The sequence below is a fragment of the Mucilaginibacter pineti genome, from assembly GCF_900101875.1.
Lineage (GTDB): Bacteria > Bacteroidota > Bacteroidia > Sphingobacteriales > Sphingobacteriaceae > Mucilaginibacter > Mucilaginibacter pineti.
This window is the reverse complement of the sequence record NZ_FNAI01000013.1, coordinates 174,312-192,775: the sequence shown is the minus strand read 5'-3', so window position 1 is coordinate 192,775 and position 18,464 is coordinate 174,312. Positions and strand designations below refer to the sequence as shown.

Sequence of the window (18,464 nt, the reverse complement as noted above, 5' to 3'; positions counted from 1 at the left end):
GTCAGTTTGCTCCGGAATGGGGTGGTCAGTTTGAACCCGGAACGGGTGGTCACTTTAAACCGGAATGGGGTGGTCAGTTTGAGCGGAATCTCCACACACCCAAATCGTTACTTTTTAATGCATTTATATCCTTTATTATCAGATACTTACTAAAATTTCCGGATTTAACTTTAAGGAAAATCCCGCTCGTATAATAGCATGTTTATTAAAAATACACCACTGCACTTTTAATAATCGTAATCGTCTTTCCTGCTTCTGCGCTTACGCATCGACTCTCCTTCTATTTCGATCCGGTGGGCTTCCGGTGTAATCCGGTCCAGTATGGCATCTGCAATTGTACGTTCACCGATGACCTCAAACCATTTATTAACCGGAAGCTGTGAAGTAAAAATCATTGAGGTTTTCCCGTGAATATCTTCAATCACTTCCATGAGGATGGCACGGCTTTGCGCATCCAGCGGGTGTATCCCGAAGTCATCAAAAATGACCAGGTTCATTCTTTCGATCTTGGCAATTTCCTTGATATAGGTCCCGTCCGCCTTGGCCATTTTTAGTTTCGGAAATAGCTTGGTGATGCTCATGTACATCGCCCGGTATCCTTTTTCGCAGGCATTAAAACCGAGAGCGGTAGCCAGGTAACTCTTTCCGCAACCTGTAGATCCGGTGATCAGAATGTTCTCTGCCCTGGAAATGAAAGTGCAGTCTGCCAGGCGCTGGATAAAGTTCCGGTCGATGTTACGATCCGGATGATAATTCATTTCTTCAATGGAAGCTTTATAACGGAATCTGGCATTGATAATCAGACTCCCGATGCGTTTGTTCATCCGGTAGTCATATTCAGCGTCTACCAGTAATGCCAGCATCTGGTCAGAAGTATATTCTTCAGCCTTACCATTTTCGAGGTTGGCTTTAAAGGCATTGTACATACCTGTGAACTTTAATTTGCGAAGTTTCTCTAATGTAGTCGTATTCATTTATATCGTTATAACAGTTTATTTATAATAGTCTTCTCCGCGGATATTATCATGCGTAGGCATCAGCAGCTCATCAGCGAAGATGCTTTCCTTATAGCTGTCCATGTTGTTCTCCAGGATGGACTGAATGTTTTTGTAGGTATACACTCCATAATCCATCGCCTTTCTGCAGGCATTGGCCAGACGATCTGCACCGGCCTTTTTACCCAGGCTAAGGATACCTTCACAAGATTTGCGGATCTGTTCCGGATGCTGCTTGCGTTCCATAATCTTAAGGATGTATGAAACTACATCTTCGCCATAGGCGGCGGCTTCTTCCAGAAATTTCTCCGGTGTTCTTTCATTGGAGTAACGGTGTGTATTGGCCAGGTGTTCCTGCTGGGTAGAATGCTGATAAGGCGTCTTATTACGCTTATGGACAGCTACGCGGTCATAATTGGAAAAGATTTCTACCGTTGAACCGGAATACAGGATCTTGATCTTCTTTCCGATCAGACGGATAGGTACACTGTAATAGTGCTTATCAGGCCCTAAGCAGATATGGCTGTTTTTCATCACCGTGCCATAGAAAATCTTTTTAAACTCATAACGCTGTACCGGCAGCGGATCCAGCGTCTGCCGTTCAACCTCTTCAAACTGCATCTTCCGGCTGTAGTTGCGGCCTTTCAGCGGCTGATTATTATGTTCATCCACGATTGCCCGGATAGCGGTGTTCAGGCTTTTCAGAGAAAAATAAGTGTGCTGGCGAATGGGGATATATAAACGGCGGTACATAATTTTAACCGCCCCTTCGACTAATGCCTTGTCACGCGGGCGATAGGCCCTTGCAGGCAGAATTGTGGTTCCATAATGATTTGCAAAATCCAGAAAAGTCTCATTCAGTGTGGGTTCATACCGGTTACTTTTGGTTACGGCGGCTTTGAGATTATCCGGCACCAGTGCCTGTGGAACTCCGCCAATGTAGTGCATCGTATTCTCGCAGGCCGAGATAAAGTCTTCTTTCTGCTGACTGTGAACGGCTTCTACATAGGTTAACTGACTGGCCGCAAGTATGGCCACGAACACTTCAACGGCGACCTCCTCGCCGGTATCCCTGTCCACATAGCTTAGCTTTTCACCGGCAAAGTCCACGAACAGTTTATCACCTACTTTGTGATCCAGATGCATGGTGGGATTTACCCGGCCCTTCCAGCTCACGTAATAGTCGCAAAACTGCGTATAGGCGTAACCGTCAGGAAACTCTGTTTTATAGGCTTCCCAAAGGATCTTACGGGTCATCCCGATGCGTTTTAATTCCTTATCAACGTGGGGAAAACAACGCAGCAATGACTGCATACGCTGACTGGGATCGCGTTCCCGCTCTCTGGCCTTACCAAAAAAATCTTCAAGTGCCTTGTCATCGAGTGCATTGACTTCTTTAAAACTTAACCCGCTGGCATCGTATGTCGCCAAGTACTTTTTAACTGTGTTACGTGCGATATCCAGGTGCAGCGCTATATATTGTCTGCTTCTGCCCTGGTCATACATTCTTAATATTTGTCTGATCTTACTCATGCTTAAAGTAGTGTTAGCCATTCGCTCAACTGGATTATCATCTCCAGGAATGATGGTTGCCGATAAAGCACAGCTACAAAATCAGGATAGATCAGTCGCTCCGGAATTCGCTTGTCAGTATGACAGCGAACCGGCGGCATGTTAACAAGTGTCAGCTATTGATTTCAGCAAAATTGCTGTAACTGCCTTCAACTGTTTTCAGCCACTTTTCACCCTTACGCCGTATTTCCGAATCACCCAGTTTTAATTGAAACGGAAGTAGCGGCGCTGAATATATTGTTGCCTTAACCAGATATTCCCGGAGTACCTTGGTTATTATACAAACAGGAAGGAGCATGTAAAGGAGTAGTCTGTTAAACGAAAAAGAGAAAGAAACATCCAACTCTTTGAATATCAGGATGACTTTCCGCAGCCTTTTGTGTGTCTGCTGAATCTGCTTATCAGAACTATTCGTAAAGCAACGGTTAAACGGGCAGTAACACTGCCACGCCTGACTAGCAGGTCAGTCATTAAATTTTTTGACTTCCAGACGCGGATTCCGTTGGTGAATGTACGGCGCTGAAACTACCAGGCCGGTTATACACCCTTATTCCGGTTATACATTTTTACCGGACACAACCGGGTCGCGGCGAAGTCCGCCAGTAGCAGAAAATACAGTTTGTCAGGCATTACCGGTGCCGGATTTTTCCAAATTCCTGAAATATGGCTGTTCGACGAGTCCTTCACGTCCGTCAGGCATTGCGAACGCAAACGCAGGAATAACATAGGCATCAGACAGTAGTTCACCCAGGTTATGTAAGGTAAGTGCCGGATAAGCCGCGTCATACATATATATGGTCGGCGCGTTAATCAAAAAGATTCCTTTTGCCAGATATTTGTTTTTGTCAGCAATCTCAATATCGTTCACTACCTCCAGATGAACGAGAATCCGTTCAGTGTTGCCTTTGGCAAATGTAAGTTTGTTACTGAGCTGGGTTTCATATTTCTCTATGAATGCAGTGTAATCACGCTTCCAGTTGAAGTAATCAAATCTTGATTTATTGTGCTTGCACTCTGCTATGTAAAGTATTTTCTTTTCCTGATCAGCGAAAACAAGATCAATTTCGCCAACGCCGGGTATTTTATCGATGTTTAAATTATTTCCTTTGTGTTGTCGGAGACTTTTAACGCTTTTATCCTGAACAAACTGCTTTTTTTTCAGCAGGACAACAGCGGCATTTTCAAGTATATCATCATGAGTACTTGAAAGATGCTGAACAAACGCTTTAATTTTTTTGTGTTTTTTCCATTCCTCGGCTACGTGTCCCCAGGGCAGGGCATTGGTAGTGAGCGTAGCCAGGCTTTCTTTCCACCGTTTTATACCTGCGATAATATATTTTGTACCGTCAATGCTAATTTCTGCCAGAGGACGGTACATAAAGCGCCGGATATCCTGGCTCCTCAGGATACAGTCTTCAAAGCTCAGCACATTTTGCGCAGTAACCATCAGACCTTCATAAAAATCGATGGCAACTCCTCCTGCATCACCGAACTTATTAGCGATTTCCTGATAGTATACCTCTTTAGGCATGACGCTGATACGAAAGACGGGCCGGCCGATCTGGTTGGCCATAAAAGAAGTAAGCTCGCCATAATCTGCGCCGAGCTCTTGCCAGATTGCGATAAGTTCATTAATGTTATGATAAAGAACGACACTTTTGTCATGCTTCGGCATATCACGCTCCAGATAAGCAAAGAGCTGGTTATAGGGCGGCAGAGCTGTCATTGCCAGCAATCCCTGCTTGTCAACATCAATCATTATTGATTTTGGAAAGAGCTGACTACGGGCAATTTCCTGACTGATGAGAAATGCCTGATAACCCAGATAGAGCAGTCTTTCGAGTTGCCCGATATAGTGTTTAACATTGGCGCGTATCTCCGCCATAAAATTCCGGTGTCCCTGAAGTTCCAGGGTAACTGATTGCTCAAGAATTATACGCAATGTTCGTCTTACATTAGCAAACTCACTTTTGTTTACCGGAACCTCTTTTCCTGCGATAATATCTTCATAGATTTCGCAGGTATTTTCCAGAAGATGCTGCACATACAGGTAGAACGAAGCCCTGGTCTCCTGAGCCAGCGTTTTCGTAAAAAGCGTTCCGCAGGTTGAAAAAGAGGCTTTAAGCGCTTCCTGAACCGCACCCGCTTCCGTTACTTTTTCTGTACCGTGACGTTCTCCGGCAGGCGCACTGATCAGCGGCCAGTATTCGTCACTTAAATCGAAATTAATGGAAGGGATTTCCAAATGTTGTTTAACGCGGTGTACAGGCATAATCAGACATTGCTTATTCAAATTTAGCAAATCCCTTCCTGTTTTAGCCCGGTCTCTGTCTGCACAAATCAACGGTGTCTGTTAAAACAGCATTACTATAGCGCTTCCGCGTGCAGGATGGTAGGACGGCAGGTAACTGATATAACCAAAATCCCTGAGCTGGCCGATACATTTGTGATAGGTCATATAACTGCGGATGTGACTTAACTTCATCAGCGCGCTGCGTGATACGGTAAAAGTATCTCTGTAATCGCTTTTGGTCCATAGCATAAATAACGCCATATACAGACTAACATGCCAGGAAGTTATCCGGTGGTCGGTTTCTAACCGGGCGAACGCGATGCTTAAATACTTTTCCGGAGATTTCTTCAACTGACGCCCTCCATACCGCTTTCAAGCATTCCGATAATCTCTTTATACCGGTAATAATAAGTTCCGCCTATCTTGGAGTAGCAAAGTTTACCGGCTATCCTGAGATTTTGCAGTGTTCCGTGTGATACTTTCAGCATCTTCCGGACTTCTGTTCCCTTAAGCCATTCTTTGGCAACTTCGGTCTTTTCGCCAAGCAACTGTTTGATATCCCCGAGCAGCTGCAGTCTGAAGGCCTGCAGATCTTCCTTAGTTATCACTTCCACACTCATCGCAATCACAATTAAATTTATAAAAGCAGATATACTTTGCTCCGCTGATTATGTTTAAAAGACGGATCATAACGGATATAACCGAAATCATGGAGATCCCGCACGCATTTATGATAAGTAGACGGCGAGGAGACTCTGGCCACCTCCATCATTTCATAGCTGAATGCTTCAATAGGATTTGTATAACCCTTAAGCTGCCAGTACCGGAGTAAAGCGGCGTAAATCCCTATATGGGTAAGCGAAATTCGGCCGTCTTTATCGATAGCTTTAAAAAATGAACTTAATGGCTGCAGTGTTTCCATACTGGTTATATCCGTTTAAATTATTGATCAGGATATCTTCTGCTGACTTCTTTTACGCTGACCTGTTTGCTTGTTTTCGTCCTGGAGATCATGTTTCTGCGATTGCTTCTGATCTTCTTTTTGAACAGCACCTGTCTCACCCTGAGCAATATTTTGTCCCTGTTGCTGTTTTTGTGTATCGTTTTGTTTAACCTCCAGACGCTGCATATTGCTGTCATAAAATTTGAGCCCTTTGTCCAGTGGATTTGCCTCTATGGATATCTTCTGTTCAATGCCGCCTGCAGTCAGTGTTGCGGTCTGCCGGTTACCTTTTTCCAGTGAAGCGATCAGCCGGTTTTTATCATAATTATCTTCCAGTTCTTTAATGGGGTATTTTGCGAGTATTTTTTCCAGGTCGAAGCCGAATAGCTTACGCTGCAGGAAATTGCCGTTCTCATCCGTTTGCTTAAAGTTAAGCTGGGTCCAGGCCTGATATGTTTCATCGGTAGCCTTGAATTTCATATTATTGCCCTCGCCAACCTGCTCGAGCTTATTGAACTCTTTAAATACAGCGCGCCCTTCGAGCATGTTATACCTCTCTTTCAGGGTCAGGTTGTTTTCTTTACCCACGTAATAGGTTTGGCGCAGCGTATCGTCCTTTCCGGCCGCATTAATGGCCATATCAAAACTGTTAAAGAAATACATTTCACTTTCTTTGGACTTTTGGAAAGTGAGTACAGAATCAACCCGGTCCTCTCCGAATTTGGTTTGGTGTTCCAAAGTGAAATTCGCTGGCTGAAGCTTGATCTTTTCACCCAAATCTTTTTCCAGGGTATCTCCAAAACCCAGAAACTTGACCTGATTTTTCAGGTAATCATAATTTTTTTCGTTCATAACAATTGCACTTTTAATGATAATGATTGATCTTCATGAATATCTTGCGGGTTATCTGCCCGGATTCACCATTCTATTATTTCTGAGCAGCAGCTGGTGTCCGTCTTTCAGTTTAGCCTTGATCCGCTTTACCTTTTTAGAAAAGAGGCCCTTGGCCGTGTTCAATCCTGCTCCCGCCAGCTGTGTGGTCAGCGATGGGTCGAGACTCATAAATTCCACGCCCTGCACACTGCTGCTGGCGCCGTCTTTCAGCGCATCTCCGGTAACTGCTTCCGGTACACTGATGCCTTCAAGTCCGTCGGTCATATCAAAAACGGTAAGATCTGCCGGCAGAATAGTATATCCTACACGTATGTTTTTAATATTCAGCGTCAGCCGCTGATTGTAGAGGTTGCCGCCGGCAAAGATCAGCTGACCTTTGGGAATCAGCTGTCCATTCAGGGTAACCGTGTCCAGGAGTTTGAGTCTAACCACCGTTCCCTGGGTAATTTTCTGATTACCATCGATCACAGCCGGAATAGCCTGAAACTTTTTGTTTTCAGCAGGAAATAACTGATCGGCGTTCTCTTTCAGACGGCCAGGATGCTGAATGTCCAGGATTTTTTCCAGCAAACCATTCATCTGACGCAGTTCCGGATCTTCTTTTGCTTGTTCGGTTGCCGAGTGAAGGTTACTGGTGGTCACCGGCCCGGCTCCGGCGCTTCGGATTTCTGAATCTTTGTTTTCTGCCGCAGGACGGTTAATGACCTCCTGCAATTCTGCGAGTTTCCGGTAGACTTTGGCCTCACTTCTCAGGGGATCGCTGTTGCTCTGCAGGGCGGTTGCCCCCCTATCGGGTTTGAGCGCATTGTCCCCTGGAAAGTGAATGCCGGACGTGTCCGACGCCACCTTGCTTTTATAATACGGATCAGTTTTCATCTGCTCTCTTAGCTTCTGTGAATCTGATGCAGCCTGATCATAATAACTCATTTTATTTAAAGCGTGATCATTCTTCAGCTTTGCATCGGGCAGCCTTATATTCAGGCCGGGATTATCTTTTTTCGGCAGGCCGTCGGCGGTCTGTCCGCCGCCAAGCGCAATAAATAATAGTGTGGTAAAAATGACCATCACCAGGGGGAGCACCAGCAGCATTTTGCGCTGACGCTGCAGTTTGAGCGTTTGCATTTCCATATCTGTTTTAATAATTAATGATTGACGACTTTGATATCCCGGTTCTCCAGTGTAATCCAGCGCTGGATCAGAAATCCGTGCGGGTTATTATCGCTTCTTGAAACGTTGCGCAGGTCTCCTTCCGTGATCAGGCTGCGGGTAACCGTGCTGGTTGTACGGATCAGGTTCTGTGTGGCATAGCAGCGAAAATGATAAGGATAGCTCCGGAGATCCACCGCCACACTGTCTATTTCGATTTGCTGGCTGATATTTCCGGCAATGATATTGGCATAATAACCGCTTTCACTGAGGTTATCATACTCCTTTTTTGCTGATTCATCCGCCAGGTAAAGCGACTTGCTCAGGTTCGACTGGATCACCTTATCATCCGGCGACAAAGTAAAAAACAACTGGTGGAAGGTCTTGATATGATCTTTAGCTTCCACACCGACATTATCACGGCGGTCGGCTGCCATGGCTTCCAGTACCTTCCCGTTGTAGAGAATATACAGCCGGTTCTGGATACTGGTAATCAGTTTCTCCCGGGAATATTCGTAGTAACAAATGGTGAGGAAATAACCAATCGTGAGTATAAAAGTGAAACCTCTGACATACTGAAAGGCGGTTTCGATATTTTGCATTTTCTTAAACATCTTTCTTGATTTGAGTGAATCAGGATTTTCCGGTTAGTTTGTCCCGAATGGCCATGTTGCCGCTGTTGCTTTCTCCCCCGCTTTGTGTTGGCTGCTGGTCCTTCGGAGGGCCGAACCTCGTCAGGTTTTGTACAACCATACCACCTGCATAGGAAACGGCCATAGATGCCAGACCGCTTGCCCTGTTAAAGAGTGCATGCCCGCCTACATTCATAATGTAATTGGCAATGCTGGGCACCGTGAAGTAGCCAACGATACCAATGAGCAGAAATATGAGATATGCGGTATTGGTATTGCCAAACTCATTACCGCCCAAATTGCCGGACTGCTGGGCGATGAGCATATTGACCTGGATTTTGGCAATGATGGCCCCGAAGATATTAGCTACCGGGAGCCACATAAATACGTTAACATAGCGGGCCAGCCACTGCTTCAGTGTATGCTGAAAGCCGTCGAAAATACTGAGTCCGAAGCACAGCGGCCCCAGTACGGCAAGCACAATCAGCTTGAAAGTCCGGATCGTATCCAGACAAAGTGCAGCGGCCTGAAACAGTACATTCAGCACTTCGGCAATAAACTTGCGGGCCCAGTTCTTGATGCTCCAGCCGGAAAACGCGTCGGAAATCGGATTACTGTTCCCGGTATCTGCACCGTCGGGATGACTGTACTGGTACCATTTATCAGGATCTGAATTGGTGTTATCCGGGGTCTGCGATTCTGCCTCCGCCTGCGGATGATCTTCCAGCAAACGTGCAATCGCCTGATTGGAACCTGTTACCATACCCTGTGTTGCCGTGACAACCGGCTGCAGTACGCCATTGATCAGGTTCAGCACCATCGGGAAGATGACAATACAGAAGCCGATGGCGAATGGCCTGAGCAGCGGATAAACTTCTACCGGTTCTGCTGCAGCCAGATGCTTCCAGATACGCGAAGCGATATACCACAGCGCTGCGAAACCGCCTATTGCCCTGCCGGCTCCGATCATGCCACTGCACAATGGCATCATCTGATTGTACAGCTGAGCCAGCATCCCCTGTAGACTATGCAAATCGTCAGCGATACCCTCAGCTCGGGACAGTAACGGTATAAACATGCCCGCAACCGCAATTATTGAAGTTTTTAAGATCTTGTTTTTCATACCTTTTAGTTTATTCCGTAAAGATTTTTGAGGTTTTGCCGGTCATTCGTTTCAAGCGAACGCTGCAGTGCCATTTTATAAGTTTCATCATTAAACTTCCGGAGATAGTTGAGCTGGCTCTGGCTCTCCATATAGATCCGGTCAATTGCAGCCAGACGCTCGGCATCACTCATCCGCAGCTTGTTGTCGCTCAGAATGAGCGACAAGTCATCTATATTTTTTCCACTGGCTTTGACCAGATTGTTATAGACGGACAGCATATAACTAACTTCCTTTGGACTGAAATTTTTATCCCGTCTGAATATTTGCCAGGCTCTTTGGTATTCGGCTAAAATTGATGACTGATCGCTGATAATATCACCGGCACGCGGGTACTTCCGGACTGCCGGACTTGCGGTAAGTAACCCATCCAGAAAAACCTGATGCAAACTGAAATTGCCCTGTGAAACATCCCTGACGGAATTATACCCTTTGGTCAGTACCTCGTAACCTTTATACATCTGACTGAGGATATTTTTCATCCCTGCGAGTTTCTGGTAGTCCAGTGCCAGCTGTTCGAGGAGATCTGATACGGACTGCGCCCGGACTGTAAAGCTGATGATGCTGAAAAAAAACATACATAATGCGATTCTCGGTAGTTTTTTCATGGCTGTAATTATTGAACTCCGTATAGTTTTTTCATTTGCTGCTGATCACGCACCGCCTGTTTTCTGCCGGTTGATACTTTCCGGCATTGGGCAGTAAAGGAACCGGCGAATGCATTTTTGTCTTTCATCGATTCATACAGATGATCAAGCCGTTCCAGTCGCTGCTGGTCTGTGAGCTGAAGCTTACCTGGCGTGAGCACCTGCACGAGCTCATCCATATCCCGGTTGCTTTCTTTCAGCAGGTTGTCATATACTTTTTTCAGATAAGCCATTTCTTTGGGGCTGAAAAGTTTTTCGCTTTGCTGCCAGGCGATCTCGCTGGTAAAAAGGCGGATCAGCTGCTGCTGCAGGTCTGCGGTAGCTTTTGCTTTAGGGTTAGTGCGAATCACGGGACTGACCTGCTGCAACGAATTCAGGTAATCCGTGTGCAGGCTGTAGGTTCCCCCTTTGAGCTCATGGGCCTTTTCAAGGCCCTTTTCTGCGATCCGGTAACCGCTTTTAAGCTCACTGAGGTGGATATGCAGATAAGCAATCTGTTGCACCATGATTTTTACTTTCGAAGACTGCTGGTTAAAAAAGCTTCCGGTCCCCTGAGCAAAGGCGTGTACCCATGCCGGGCTGCTGAAAAAGAAAAAGATGATCAATCGTTTCATCGCTGGTAATTATTTTTAATGGTTTATTGTAATCCGTACAGCTGCCTGACCAGGAGGCGTTCCTGCTGATCCTTTGCTCTGCCGAGGCTCAGCAGGCTGTTCTGCCGGTTGAACTGTCTTAAATGATTGAGATTGGTCTGCATTCCCTTAGTTGCCTGACTGACCCGCTGCAACCTTTCCGCATCATCCATCTGACTTCCTGCACCCACCGCAACCATGAGGTCATTAAGGTTACGCAGGCTTTCCTGCAGTATACCGCTGTAGATGTTTCCCATGTAACTGATTTCCTCAGGAGAAAAATGACTGTCCCGGCGCGAAATGGCATAAGCCTGCTGGTATTCGCTGATCAGCTGCTTTTGCTGGCTGATGACTGTTCTGACCTCATCATAGCCGGAAATAACCGCGCGTACCGTGGAGAGTTCGGCATAATAGCCCTTATATAAATCTTTCTCTTTATTCAGCCAGCCCGAAATGTCATTCAGCTTGTTAAGCGACAGGGAATTTTCAAGGTTTTGCTCGGCATTTTGCAGAGCCAGCGTTTTGTTCTGCAGCTGCTGAACTTTCAGATCCAGCGCCATAATCACCTTTTTGATGGCTGCAGTGATCAGATTGATAATCGGGATCTGTGCCTGGGTGCGGCTAATTGGCATTAGCAGGATGCCAGATATCAATAATACTGTGATGATCATCTTTTTCATATGCTGCCTCCTTCTTGTTTTTCTTTGACCAGTGCAGTTATGCCGGCCTGAACGCTGCCGTACTGCGCCGCATACTCCATCACTTTCACTCTTTCTTTTCCTTCGGTGGTAAAAGCATAATATTCCTCCGGGCAGAGCTCATTCTTGTAAACCTTCATCTGCTGCCCGCCGATATCAATAAAAATCTCGCGGTTATCTTTATTGACCGACAGCAGGATGGTCTTGCCTTTTTCCGACAAACCCAATACATCCTGCAGCTTTTCTATCTTTCCCTGGAACTTGCGCATATCCATGAGTACTTTGATATCCGCATTGTTGATGATGGCATCTTTGATAATGGGCGAACTGATCAGATCTTCCAGCTCCTGGGTAATCACGATAGGAATACCGTTGAATTTGCGGATGGTCTTAAAGGCATACTTAAGGAATTCCGCCATACCGGATTTCGCAATGGCTTTCCAGGCTTCGTCAATGGTCAGTACTTTCCGTACGCCTTTGAGTTTGCGCATCTTGGATATAAACAGCTCCATGATGATCAGGGTCACCACCGGAAAAAGTATCGGGTGATCTTTGATATTATCCAGCTCGATCACAATAAAAGGCTGATCCAGCAGGTCCAGATTTTCGCGGCCATTCAGCAAATAATCGAATTCGCCGCCCTGATAATAGGGGCGCAGCACGTACAGGAAATTATCGGCGTCAAAATCCCGGTCTTTGACTTTATGTCCTTTCAGCACTTCCAAATAATGGGTTTCGAGGTATTCATAAAAGCTGTTAAAAGAGGGAAACACATCCGTATTATGGGTCAGGTGCTGGTAATATCCCTGGATAGCGTTGGACAGCGCCACATACTCCGAGCGGTTAAAACTTTCATTCTCCTGTTTCCACAGCGCAATAAGCAGAGCTTTCAGGCTTTCTTTCTTTTCGGTATCCAGCATTTCGCCTTTCTTAATGAAGAACGGGTTAAAGCGAATTGGATTGTCTTCGGTATAAGTGAAGTAAAATCCGCCAACCAGTTCACAAAGCCCGAGGTAACTGCCGCCGATGTCCACAGTTACGCAGTGGGCGCCCTGATCATAAAGGGAGCGGAGGATATGATTGACCGTCATTGATTTGCCGCCACCCGAAGTTCCGCAAACCAGCATACCCATATTGGATGCGATACCTTCACGCCGGGGCGCATCAAACAGATCCGCGTAAACAGGCGTGCCTGAACGGTCACAAAAGCGGATGCCTTCATCCGGCGCGGCACTTTTATAATTGCTTTCCAGATTCAGAAAACAGCAGGCCTGCTCGGCGAATGTATCAAAGGTATCGTTGACCGGAAAATCAGCGGCATTTCCGGGTATACCGGCCCACCAGATCTGCGCTGCACCTGCGGTTTCCGGTTTGGCTGCCGCATCCATGCCAGCCAGTGCCGAGGCCACCTGATTGCGGATGTCCTTGAATTTTTCGGAATCGTCTGACCAGACCATCACGTTAAAATGTGCTTTTACCGGCAGGCGGCCCTGGCTGATAGCTTCGTTCAGAAAATCATTGGTGGCCGAAAGCGAGATCGCGTTTTCCCTGCTGTAAGCCGCAAGGGATTGCAGCCGAAGCCGCTTTTTCTCCAGCTGTTTGAGGGTAGCCTGTGCGTCCTCAACGATAATATACTGATTATAGATATGGTTGCAGGGCAGTAGCAAGCCCAGCCCTGCCGCAAAACTGACCGGAAATTTGGTTTTGTCTGTTGAGAAGGTGTCATAGTTAATGCGCGAACCGCATATGCCCGGCAGGTCCGCTGCATCACCCAGCGTATAGATAGCTGCCTGCCGGTCACCGATACGGATGGCATCACCAAACTGAATATCCTGATAAAGCTGCTGGTTTTCTTCTTCGGTTAGATAGCAGTAACGTTCGATCAGTCCGGTGCTTTTAGGCAGACTAAGCAATTCCGCCGCCGGAACACGGGTCAGCCTGATCAGCCGGCTGTCTTCCAGCAGTCTTTTAAACTGTCCCGCCAGATCCAGAAATGCCCGGAGCACCTGTGCACTGAGGGTATCCTGCGGCACGAAGGACGACCGGATCAGGCTGGAGAAAAGCGAACTCGATAACTTGCGGCCGGCCGGCTTTTTGGTAATTAAAATGTAGCAGTCGTGCTGCATGTAAGGCCTCCCGCTGAACCAGCGGTCGCCTGCTGCTTTTAAAAAGCTGCTGCCTTCCGGTTCGCCCTTTGCCTGCCAGTGCCGGCTGACAAACCAGTCCTGTTTGTGCAGAACGCTGCCGGCGGGCAAAACCCGTATGGCTTTTACCCAGGCCTGGTGCATGGTCTCGTAGTCCTCATCCGAAAGTGTGAAAAGTTCCGGCAGGCTGACTTTGAACACCACGGTAACATCGCCCTGTTTGGACAGGATGCAGTCATGTTCAACGCCCATTACCGGTAATATATCCTTGAGTTGCTTTTCCATAATTGTTTTTGCATCTGTGCTGCGAAAGTCTGTTGCGTAGTCTCTTTTGCTGGTTATTTCGTCAGAATTTTGGCCGGAGTTTTTTCCGGTTCCTTTGTTGTTTTTCTTCCTGCTGCTGATTCTGCCGGTTACGCTGCACGAGCGCCGGCAGGCCCGTGTCCTCCACGGAAATTTGCTTTGCCTTCAGTTCCTTTTGAATAGGAAACATCCGCAGGACGTCCTTTTCTTCCAGTCCGTATTTTCGCGCTGCACCTACCGGATCCAGTTTCAGTTCGTTCGGGATCTCGATCATGACCAGTCCTTCTGGTATTGCGGTCAGGTTATGATCCGGTTCGACGACCTGTTTGATCAGCGGTTGATAAAAGGCCTGATAAGTCGTCCCATCTGAAGAAAGATCAAGCCGCTTCATATTAATCTGGGGATTGAAATCTTCGTGCCGAAGCTGATTCAGACGCAGATCCACGAAGTATTTATCGCCGCAGATTTCTATTTGCGGGAGTTCACCTGCCAGCCGTCTGCCAAGTAATTCCTGATCGACCATCACTTCAAAATCTGTTTTACCCGCCAGGTCTGCTATCGGGCAGCCGTATTTTTCCGCCATCCCTTCCGGGTCGAGCTGTACCAGCGGAGGTACCCTGATCTCCACCACCTTGTTTTTATCGAAAAGAGCCTGGGCAGCGCTGATTTTGTCTGGAAGATAAAGCAGCTGGTAATGCGTCCCCAGATCTTTCATGTCATTGATGAAGGAAATCTCGTTGGCGCTGTTGCCAATCTGCACCAGCGCCATCCGGTCAATGTCTGCTGCGAAATCTGTTCCCTCGATGGTAAAAACGGCTTGCTTCCTTTTCATTTCTTTTCCTCCTTTAAGCTGAGCTGCTGAAATTTGCGGCGGGAGTAACTTTTGATTACCCGGGGAATACGCCTGCGGGCCAGTGCTTTCATGAGTCCGTGCTCTCCGTACTGATGGCTTAAGCTGAATATTCTGGCGGAGCCTGTAGCGGCAATTCCACCGGTAAGCGCGAGACAAATCCAGGTGTTGACGCCGCTGATATACAGAGCGGCAAACAAAACAAGCAGCAGTACCACCAGCCCGCCGAAGTACCAGATGTACTGCGCGCGGAGTCCTTTAAACTCAATACTTTTATTGATTCCCTTATTGATATGATAGATGCTGTTATTCATGGCTTTGGTATGGATTAGTAGCTGCTGATCATACTGTTATCCTCCGATATTTTGATATTCACTGATCATATCCCTGACCGCCTGGCGCATCTGCCGGTCTTCCTGATTGTGTTCGCAAAAGCCGAAAACCTCGAATATGGGCTCACAGGCTCCCGTCAGATTGATGATCTCCCAGGTCAGCGTACCAGATTCCTTCATCCGCCGGTAATCGCTTTCAAATTCCTCCTGCAGCAGATTCCTCATATAGTTAAATCTGAACGGCCGCAGATCCCGGGTAAGTTCCTCCAGGCACAGCGCTTCGATGACGTAACCCGGCCTGTTTTCTGCACTCAGGCTTTCTGACAGTTCTTTTACGGAGGCGACTTTCTGATCGAGGTAAGGATTCAGCCGGTGATCTTCCTGAAGGGAGATCAGCAGATCCAGGTGATTGGTCACCAGGTAGGCGTGTAGTTTTTCTGTTAGTTGATCTTGCATGATTTCTGAATTTGAGAAGTCCTACATGCCAAAAAATGATTTGATAATGGTGGCTACGACCACCAGAAAGATGCAGCTGCCGAACCAGGCGGCGGCCACTTTACTGGTGTCCTGATCTCCGGCATTCCATTTGGAATAGACCTTCACCGCGCCAATCAACCCGAGAATGGCGCCGATGGCATACATCAGATTGGTGCCGGAATCAAAATAACTTCTGACCTGGGTATTGGCCTGCTGGATGCCGGCGTTCCCGTCCTGCGCTCTGGCGACCATCGAAATTCCAATGATCAGAGCGGTTAAAGCCATATTCTGCAAGGCCTTGCTTTTTAAAATTTCTCTGCACTTTTTCATTTTCACTTATCTTTTATTTAAAAATTCTGGGCAAGACTTTCCCAGCCCCGCCGTACCGCAGCCAGCGGACGGGGGGAGGAAAGGGTTTAGCGTTATATCCCGGAGTATTGCTTTTGATGGCTCCTGCGCCGTGGGCTAACGTTAACCGGTATCGGTTTGGGGTTTAAACTTCCTGTTGTCCCGGCACGGCCGCACGGCCGTAAGACCGGGACAGGAAGCGGGCCGGCACGACTACTCGTTCCACCACTGATCTACCTCATCTTCTGTGAGCAGCGCCGTACCCAGTCTTTCGCATTCCGAGACGACCAGTTCATTGATCGCCGGGCGGTGAGGTGATTGCCGCAGGGCGGCGCTCTTACGGAATAGTTGCTTGACCTGCGGAATCATTACAGCAGGAGAAAAAGGTTTGCCTGAAGCGGATAGAATGACTTGCTTAAGCTGTCGGATCAGCTCGTCGGCTTCTTCCGGCGAACCGTCCGGCCGGTTATCCGGATTCTGGTCACTGGTGGAGATGATAAAATTTTCATCCCGGGGATCACGGCCTTCATAACGCAATACCTGCGGTGTTTCCTGATTGCCGGTTTCCAGCTGACCAATGCGCAGTATCCGGCGCAGATCCTCCCGGTAATATTTGAAAACTATATAACTGTAATAAACGATCAGCAACAGCAGGACTATTTCGATGTAGCTTGTCCAGGTGATTTGTTTTAACATGGTTTTTCATTTAAGGTGATCAATATCTGCAGCATTACATGGCTGCCTGATTGTTCTACAAAGGAACCCGAATCCACGGGGCTCCAAAAGTCCAATTTTTCATTGGGTCCCGGCAGGACCCCTGGGTCCTGCTGATAATCAGCCAAATAAAATTACTTTTCGGATACTGCCACGACTGAATTTCAACCAGATACTGTCGGCTTTAAATGCGAAAAACCGGCGACACTGTCGTAACAATGCCATCCGGCCTTTTAACTAGCGGCAGGGATTTGCCGGCATTTGATCTGTTAAGGTGTTGCTTTTGAACTGGAGAATAAGCGGTTGAAAATACGGGTATCCAGGGTTACGCCGAAGAAACCGCCCCATCGCCAGGAGTCTGTTGTTTTGATATCAGCCTGTTGTCCTGCAAATTCGGATACGCCCAGCTGAAACTTATCATCAAGTAATTTGGTGACTTTACCGTAATGCCAGCCGGCACTTAAACTTCCGCCACGCGCAAATTCAAAATTAAAGCCCCCGAAGAAATTATTTTCTAAGTTTCCCTTTAATCCAACGCCAAACGTGGGGTTAATCCTGGTAATCAGATTAGGTTCTTTGAGAACATCCCTGCCACGTGTCAGCGGGTCACCTTTAAAATATTTAAAAGTAGACCACCAGTACCAGATGGCATTGACGGTTAGAAAAGTTCGGCGTCCGGTGTTAACCGCTTTAATGGTATTGGTCGTGCTGGTCAGCGGCACCAGCTGATAATCCGGACTTTCCAGACTGGTACTTACATAAGAAACGCCTAGTCCCAGATGATACAGAGGATTGATATGAACGGTAAATTCGTTAAGAACTTTTGTGCCGTTCATTAATGTGAAAGTTACATCACTACTGGTATAAGGTCCTTTGTCAAACGCTTTCACAGTATATTTTACCGGTGTCTTATCTTCCGAATTTATGACGTTGTTATTAAGTGCGTCCGATGGCCGGAAGGCCAGGTCTGTCGGCGCATATTGAGCATCATTATCGTTGACGCTGTAATTATCATAGGATGCATCATCAGGAACAATCATCAGCAAGACAATGTCATCATCCTGATCGAGATTAACCGGTTTTTTGCCTATGATATTACCATACGGATCTATACAGATGTAGGCGATATTCCTATCCGGAAAATAGCGCTGGCGGCCTTTGATAATATTCAGATAGGGGCTTTTATTGTTGATCACATAATCCCTCCAGCTGGCGTATGCTGTGTTATTGTTTGTTTGCGGATCTGGCGTTTCGGGAGGGGCCGTTGAACCGATATCATCATAGGTCTTGGCAACCGCAGGTGCTGCTGGCGTCAGCGTAATTTTAAGTATTTTGATTGCCGCATTGGCATCACCACCGACAAAGGTGTACTGATTTGCAGCTAAGCGAAAGGTTGCCGTCACAGCTGTTACATCTGTTAGGGTCCCAGCGGCAGCTTTGCTTTCAATTTTCATGGTTGTGGTTGCGGCTAGTCCAGATCTGTCAAATTTCAGACCGCCTTTGATGACAAGCGCTTTCAAATCTGCATCAGTCATCGCTGTGAATGTTCCTGCCCCATTTTTGGTACCGATAGCAAACACACCGGCGGTTTCCGTGAGATAAATAGTTTTGCTCTGTGCAATCAGGTGGCCGGACGATAAGACCAGCACCGCAAATAATAAAAATAATTGTTTTTTCATATT

The 18,464-nt window shown here is 47.0% G+C and carries 21 protein-coding genes; 1 reads left to right on the top strand and 20 read right to left on the bottom strand.

Annotated elements, in window-relative coordinates; genetic code table 11:
- On the top strand, positions 1-194 hold a 194-nt coding region (locus tag BLS59_RS32085; RefSeq protein ID WP_205411345.1), incomplete at its 5' end, for a hypothetical protein.
- Between the two features lie 33 nt (positions 195-227).
- Here BLS59_RS32085 and istB read toward each other — a convergent pair.
- The 20 genes from istB to BLS59_RS23815 all read right to left on the bottom strand — a co-directional run bounded on the left by istB (position 228) and on the right by BLS59_RS23815 (position 18,461).
- Positions 228-974: an IS21-like element helper ATPase IstB gene (istB, locus tag BLS59_RS23915; RefSeq protein ID WP_091153408.1), complete on the bottom strand. Its 747-nt coding sequence runs from the start codon at positions 972-974 to the stop codon at positions 228-230.
- Positions 975-992: 18 nt separating this feature from the next.
- Positions 993-2,528 carry an IS21 family transposase gene (gene istA, locus BLS59_RS23910; protein ID WP_240315325.1) on the bottom strand — a complete coding sequence of 512 codons (1,536 nt, stop codon included), beginning with the start codon at positions 2,526-2,528 and terminating at the stop codon, positions 993-995.
- Positions 2,529-3,189: 661 nt separating this feature from the next.
- Positions 3,190-4,839: a hypothetical protein gene (locus BLS59_RS23900; protein WP_091153398.1), complete on the bottom strand. Its 1,650-nt coding sequence runs from the start codon at positions 4,837-4,839 to the stop codon at positions 3,190-3,192.
- Positions 4,840-4,920: 81 nt separating this feature from the next.
- Positions 4,921-5,211 (bottom strand): hypothetical protein, encoded by a 291-nt coding sequence (locus BLS59_RS23895; RefSeq protein ID WP_240315324.1) that lies wholly within the window; start codon positions 5,209-5,211, stop codon positions 4,921-4,923.
- The gene (locus BLS59_RS23890; protein ID WP_091153395.1) at positions 5,208-5,480 is read right to left on the bottom strand and encodes a helix-turn-helix domain-containing protein; all 273 of its coding nucleotides are present in this window, start codon (positions 5,478-5,480) and stop codon (positions 5,208-5,210) included. The genes BLS59_RS23895 and BLS59_RS23890 overlap by 4 nt, the downstream gene beginning before the upstream one ends.
- A gap of 17 nt (positions 5,481-5,497) precedes the next feature.
- Positions 5,498-5,782, bottom strand: a complete 285-nt coding sequence (locus BLS59_RS23885) for a hypothetical protein (protein WP_091153391.1) — start codon at positions 5,780-5,782, stop codon at positions 5,498-5,500.
- Positions 5,783-5,809: 27 nt separating this feature from the next.
- Positions 5,810-6,655 (bottom strand): hypothetical protein, encoded by an 846-nt coding sequence (locus tag BLS59_RS23880; protein ID WP_205411344.1) that lies wholly within the window; start codon positions 6,653-6,655, stop codon positions 5,810-5,812.
- Between the two features lie 51 nt (positions 6,656-6,706).
- Positions 6,707-7,825: a conjugative transposon protein TraM gene (locus tag BLS59_RS23875; RefSeq protein WP_091153388.1), complete on the bottom strand. Its 1,119-nt coding sequence runs from the start codon at positions 7,823-7,825 to the stop codon at positions 6,707-6,709.
- A 14-nt stretch (positions 7,826-7,839) separates the two neighbouring features.
- Positions 7,840-8,457, bottom strand: a complete 618-nt coding sequence (gene traK / locus BLS59_RS23870; protein ID WP_091153384.1) for a conjugative transposon protein TraK — start codon at positions 8,455-8,457, stop codon at positions 7,840-7,842.
- Positions 8,458-8,476: 19 nt separating this feature from the next.
- On the bottom strand, positions 8,477-9,598 hold the full coding sequence (gene traJ / locus BLS59_RS23865; protein ID WP_091153381.1) for a conjugative transposon protein TraJ: 1,122 nt from the start codon (positions 9,596-9,598) through the stop codon (positions 8,477-8,479).
- 5 nt (positions 9,599-9,603) lie between these two features.
- Positions 9,604-10,245: a hypothetical protein gene (locus tag BLS59_RS23860; protein ID WP_091153378.1), complete on the bottom strand. Its 642-nt coding sequence runs from the start codon at positions 10,243-10,245 to the stop codon at positions 9,604-9,606.
- 8 nt (positions 10,246-10,253) lie between these two features.
- Positions 10,254-10,898 (bottom strand): hypothetical protein, encoded by a 645-nt coding sequence (locus tag BLS59_RS23855; RefSeq protein ID WP_091153374.1) that lies wholly within the window; start codon positions 10,896-10,898, stop codon positions 10,254-10,256.
- Positions 10,899-10,921: 23 nt separating this feature from the next.
- Positions 10,922-11,596: a conjugal transfer protein TraI gene (locus BLS59_RS23850; RefSeq protein WP_240315323.1), complete on the bottom strand. Its 675-nt coding sequence runs from the start codon at positions 11,594-11,596 to the stop codon at positions 10,922-10,924.
- Positions 11,593-14,043, bottom strand: coding sequence for a TraG family conjugative transposon ATPase (locus BLS59_RS23845; protein ID WP_091153371.1), 2,451 nt, complete (start codon positions 14,041-14,043; stop codon positions 11,593-11,595). Before BLS59_RS23845 ends, BLS59_RS23850 begins: the two co-directional genes overlap by 4 nt.
- Before the next feature lie 61 nt (positions 14,044-14,104).
- The gene (locus BLS59_RS23840; protein WP_091153370.1) at positions 14,105-14,893 is read right to left on the bottom strand and encodes a hypothetical protein; all 789 of its coding nucleotides are present in this window, start codon (positions 14,891-14,893) and stop codon (positions 14,105-14,107) included.
- Positions 14,890-15,225, bottom strand: a complete 336-nt coding sequence (locus BLS59_RS23835) for a DUF4133 domain-containing protein (RefSeq protein WP_091153365.1) — start codon at positions 15,223-15,225, stop codon at positions 14,890-14,892. The genes BLS59_RS23840 and BLS59_RS23835 overlap by 4 nt, the downstream gene beginning before the upstream one ends.
- Positions 15,226-15,261: 36 nt before the next feature.
- The gene (locus tag BLS59_RS23830; protein WP_091153362.1) at positions 15,262-15,699 is read right to left on the bottom strand and encodes a hypothetical protein; all 438 of its coding nucleotides are present in this window, start codon (positions 15,697-15,699) and stop codon (positions 15,262-15,264) included.
- Between the two features lie 21 nt (positions 15,700-15,720).
- Complete coding sequence (locus BLS59_RS23825; protein ID WP_240315327.1) at positions 15,721-16,005, bottom strand: DUF4134 domain-containing protein; 285 nt, start codon at positions 16,003-16,005, stop codon at positions 15,721-15,723.
- A gap of 276 nt (positions 16,006-16,281) precedes the next feature.
- A complete protein-coding gene (locus BLS59_RS23820; RefSeq protein WP_091153355.1) occupies positions 16,282-16,764 on the bottom strand; it encodes a hypothetical protein in 483 nt (160 codons plus the stop codon).
- A 287-nt stretch (positions 16,765-17,051) separates the two neighbouring features.
- Positions 17,052-18,461 (bottom strand): hypothetical protein, encoded by a 1,410-nt coding sequence (locus BLS59_RS23815; protein ID WP_091153352.1) that lies wholly within the window; start codon positions 18,459-18,461, stop codon positions 17,052-17,054.
- Between the last annotated feature and the right edge of the window lie 3 nt (positions 18,462-18,464).